Source organism: Haemophilus parahaemolyticus (genome assembly GCF_018373095.1).
Taxonomy (GTDB): Bacteria; Pseudomonadota; Gammaproteobacteria; order Enterobacterales; family Pasteurellaceae; genus Haemophilus_A; species Haemophilus_A parahaemolyticus_A.
Genome location: NZ_JAHAHT010000127.1, coordinates 1 through 4,133 on the forward strand (window position 1 = coordinate 1; position 4,133 = coordinate 4,133).

Here is a 4,133-nt window from a genome sequence, read left to right on the forward strand (position 1 = left end):
ATGAAGAACGAATCCAATTAAAATTAAAAGGACTGAGTCCGATACAATATCGAAAACAGTCCTTTAAATAACAGTCTAACTTTTTGGGGTCAGATCAAAATTAGCGAGGTTCTTTACTAAATTTGGGGAAACCAAACTGCTTACAATAGATAACAAACGGTCGATTATTATAGTTTTTTTACATTAACTGCAGATAAACCACGATCTGATTTTTGTACTTCGTATTGCACTTTCGCACCTTCTTCTAAGGTACGGTAGCCGCCGTTATTTTCGATTGCTGAGAAGTGTACAAAAATATCTTCACCGCCTTGTTCTGGTGCGATAAAGCCGAAACCTTTGGTTGCGTTAAACCATTTTACTGTGCCGATTAATGCTGACATAGCGTTTTCCTTCTAAAAAATAAATCAAAATTGCTCAAGAGAGATGATGGATAACTAAAACACTCTCATTTTTGAGAAGAAAAGCGATCACATTAAGTCGCAAAAGCCCTTTGATTAGACCATTTATTCATCAATAAAGCAAATGTTATTTTTGAGATAGAAAAAAGTATGGAAAATAATCTAAACTTTTTCGCTAAAATGATTGACCTATTTACACGAAAAATTAGGTAAATCTATGGACGAAGCAGGTTAAATAAAATATAGTTACTACTTTAAGTCTTATGCTATCTAATCCCTTATTTTCAGTTAAAAATGGAAGAAATTATGTCTGAGCAAGAAGTACAAGCAGCAGTTGAAACCAGTGAAAAAACTACAAACACGAATAAAGTGAACCCACCAGTTAAAGAGGTGGTTGCCTATTTAGCGGAAAAATTCCCGCTTTGCTTTAGTGTAGAAGGCGAAGCGAAACCAATTAAGATTGGTTTGTTTGAAGATTTAGTGGCAGCATTAGCGGATGATAAAACGGTAAGCAAAACCCAACTTCGTCAAGCACTGCGTGGTTATACGAATAGCTGGCGTTATCTTGCTGCTTGTCAGCCAAATGCGGTACGTGTAGGTTTACAAGGCGAAGAAGCAGGTATTGTTGATGAGCAACAAGCAGAACATGCAGCACAAACTTTAGCACAATCTCGTGAAGCGGTAGCTGCTCGTAAAGCAGAACAGCGTAAAGCACAACGTAAAGAGTTCTTCAAAAAACAGCGAGCTGAGCAAAATAAAACGGCTCGTAAATTTACGCCAAAAGCGAAGAAACCAGCCTCTAATGCACCTGCAGCATCAGCAGAAAGTTTAGCTGCATTAGCAACAAAATTTGGTCGATAATTTTCTTATGCCCCTCTCTCCTTGTGGGAGAAAGGGGAGAGGGATAAGCGGTCATTTCTGTATGTTTTTTGCGCAATGATTTTGCACTCCGTTTTTCCCCTCTCTCTGCTTGAAATTGCCTTATACAATTCCAAGCTGCCTCTCTCCCACAAGGAGAGAGTAATTATTTTAAATTATATTTATATCACATCAGGACAAGCATGAAATTCAATAAAGTAAGCCGTTTGGTGGCGTTATTCACACTGGGACTTTTTGTGAATAACAGCTTTGCGGTTGAGCCTCAAATCAAAGAAAATGCGTTAGTGATTCCAACACCTAACGATCAACACAGCATTTCTACCAAACGCGTTACAGCACGTTTAACTCAATCACATTACGAGAAATTCAAATTAGACGATGAATTTGCAAACAAGATTTTTAATCGCTATATCGACTTTTTAGATCCTGCCCACAACACTTTTTTGCAATCTGATGTTGAAGAGATACGTGCAAAATATGCAACTAAGTTAGATGATCAGCTTTATGCAGGCGAATTAAGCGCCGCTTTTGATATGTATGGTTTAATGACTAAACGTCGTTATGAGCGCTATAAATATGCTCTCTCGTTATTGGATAAAGAACCTGATTTAAAAACGAACGATCAAATTGAAGTAGAACGCAATAAAGCACCATTCCCAAAAACAACGGCAGAAGCGGATAAACTTTGGGAAGAGCGTGTAAAAAATGACATTATCAATCTCTATCTCAAAGAGAAAAAATGGCCCGAAATCAAGAAAACTTTGGTGAAACGCTATGATTTAGCGATCAAACGTCTCACTCAAATTAAAGCTGATGATATTTTACAAACTTATTTGAATGCATTTGCGCGTGAAATCGATCCGCATACGAGCTATTTATCACCTCGTGCGGCTAAAGCGTTCCAAGAGAGTATGAACCTCTCACTTGAGGGCATTGGGGCAACGCTTTCAATGGAAGATGATATTACTTCTATCCGTTCACTTGTCCCAGGTGCACCTGCTGCTCGCAGTAAAAAAATCTCAGTGGGCGATAAAATCGTGGGGGTTGGTCAAGGCGAAAAAGGAGAGATTGAAGATGTTATTGGCTGGCGATTAGATGATGTGGTTGATAAGATCAAAGGTAAAAAAGGCTCGGTGGTTCGTTTAGAAATTGAGCCAGAAAAAGGGGGGAAAACTAAAATTATCTCTTTAACTCGCGATAAAGTGCGTATTGAAGACAGTGCGGCGAAACTAAGCCTGGATAAAGTTGATGGTAAAAATATCGCTGTGATTAAAATTCCTTCTTTCTATATTGGCTTAACTAGCGATGTGCGTAAATTATTGGCACAAATGAAAGAGAAAAAAGCGGACGCTCTCATCATTGATTTACGCGAAAATGGTGGTGGTTCTTTAACGGAAGTAATTGAATTATCAGGTTTATTTATTAAAGAAGGTCCAGTGGTTCAGGTACGTGATGCTTTCAATCGCATTAAAGTACACGAAGATCCTGAATCAGATAAATCAATTTACGATGGCAAATTAATGGTAATGATTAACCGTCATAGTGCTTCTGCTTCAGAAATTTTTGCGGCAGCGATGCAAGATTATAACCGTGCAATCATTGTAGGACAACAAACTTTCGGTAAAGGCACTGTGCAACAAAGCCGTTCGTTGAATTTTGTGTATGATTTGGATAAAGATCCTTTGGGCTATATTCAATATACCATCCAAAAATTCTACCGTATTAACGGTGGAAGCACACAGCTAAAAGGAGTGGATGCGGATATTAAATTCCCTGAAATCATAAATGCGGCGAAAACGGGCGAGAGCTTTGAAGATAATGCCTTGCCTTGGGATAAAATTCCAGCTGCAGATTATCAAATAGCTGGACACGCTCGAGATGCCATAAAAACCTTAACACAGAAACATGAAGAACGTATTGTAACGAATCCCGAGTTTATTGTGGTTAATGAAGACATTGCAATTCGTAAAGAGCGCGAAAAACATAAATACCTCTCACTTAATTTAGAAGAGCGTCAGAAAGAAAATAAAGTTGATGAAGATCGTCGTCTGAAAAACTTAAATGAACGTTTTAAACGTGAAGGTAAAAAGCTGCTTAAAAATATTGATGCTTTACCAAAAGATTATGAAGCACCAGATTTCTATTTAAAAGAAACGGAACAAATGATGATCGATTGGTTAGAAATTGATAAAAAAGTGTAAAATCTTTATAATATTGCTATCTTATTAAGCCGCTGGGAGAAAGCCAATAAGCGGCTTAATTTTTAGGTTAGAGATTTCAAGATGAAAAAAATTAAATTATTGCCTGTGTTAATGGGGCTTTCAACTGTAGCATTTGCTGAAACATCTATTCAACAAGATAAAATCTTGCCATTACTCAGTTTTGAAGCACAGCAGGCAAGAGCCTCAGCCCTAACGAAAGATGCGCAATATGCTGTTAAACAAGAGCAAGATCTTCAGTTAGTAGAGGCTGAAAACCGTATAAAACAAGAAATTGGTGACAATACTTTATTATTGCGTTCAGCGACAGCAAAGGTTTATCTGGATAATCATTTTTCTCCAATGTGGGAAGATACCAATGCAACACGTGCTTTCTTAAAAGAGTATGCCCTGTTTGCTGCAAGTGGTGTCTCAAGCAAGTCAGCATTATCATTACAGCAAATTCTTAATCAGCCTGAGGGTTTCTTAGCACGCGATATTTTACTTACCGATGCATTTTTAGATTACCTTTATTACATGCCCGCCGCCGCGACCATATCTGGGGAGGGCTGCGCTGTATCCTGCTTTGCTACTACTGGATTAACCCGCTGGTATGGGCGGCCGCGTTCTTATCCAAGCGTGACTGCGAGCTGTCCTG

At 38.4% G+C, this 4,133-nt stretch carries 4 protein-coding genes and 1 pseudogene; 4 read left to right on the plus strand and 1 reads right to left on the minus strand.

Features of this window, described 5'->3' with window-relative positions; translation table 11 throughout:
• On the plus strand, positions 1 to 71 hold a 71-nt coding region (locus tag KH943_RS10185; RefSeq protein WP_368493496.1), incomplete at its 5' end, for an IS3 family transposase.
• 96 nt (positions 72 to 167) lie between these two features.
• Here the strand turns inward: KH943_RS10185 and KH943_RS09445 are convergent.
• A complete protein-coding gene (locus KH943_RS09445) occupies positions 168 to 380 on the minus strand; it encodes a cold-shock protein (protein ID WP_304110346.1) in 213 nt (70 codons plus the stop codon).
• A 324-nt stretch (positions 381 to 704) separates the two neighbouring features.
• Between KH943_RS09445 and proQ the strand changes: the two genes are divergently transcribed.
• The 3 genes and pseudogenes from proQ to KH943_RS09460 all read left to right on the plus strand — a co-directional run.
• Complete coding sequence (proQ, locus tag KH943_RS09450; RefSeq protein WP_304110347.1) at positions 705 to 1,259, plus strand: RNA chaperone ProQ; 555 nt, start codon at positions 705 to 707, stop codon at positions 1,257 to 1,259.
• Between the two features lie 200 nt (positions 1,260 to 1,459).
• A complete protein-coding gene (gene prc, locus KH943_RS09455) occupies positions 1,460 to 3,478 on the plus strand; it encodes a carboxy terminal-processing peptidase (RefSeq protein ID WP_304110348.1) in 2,019 nt (672 codons plus the stop codon).
• A gap of 81 nt (positions 3,479 to 3,559) precedes the next feature.
• Positions 3,560 to 4,133: pseudogene (locus KH943_RS09460) on the plus strand (hypothetical protein); the annotation flags it as partial.

What these genes read in the sequence shown, in the direction of transcription:
- KH943_RS09445 (WP_304110346.1), bottom strand. Translation starts at nt 380, where the DNA reads ATGTCAGCATTAATCGGCACAGTAAAATGGTTTAACGCAACCAAAGGT.
- proQ (WP_304110347.1), top strand. Translation starts at nt 705, where the DNA reads ATGTCTGAGCAAGAAGTACAAGCAGCAGTTGAAACCAGTGAAAAAACT.
- prc (WP_304110348.1), top strand. Translation starts at nt 1,460, where the DNA reads ATGAAATTCAATAAAGTAAGCCGTTTGGTGGCGTTATTCACACTGGGA.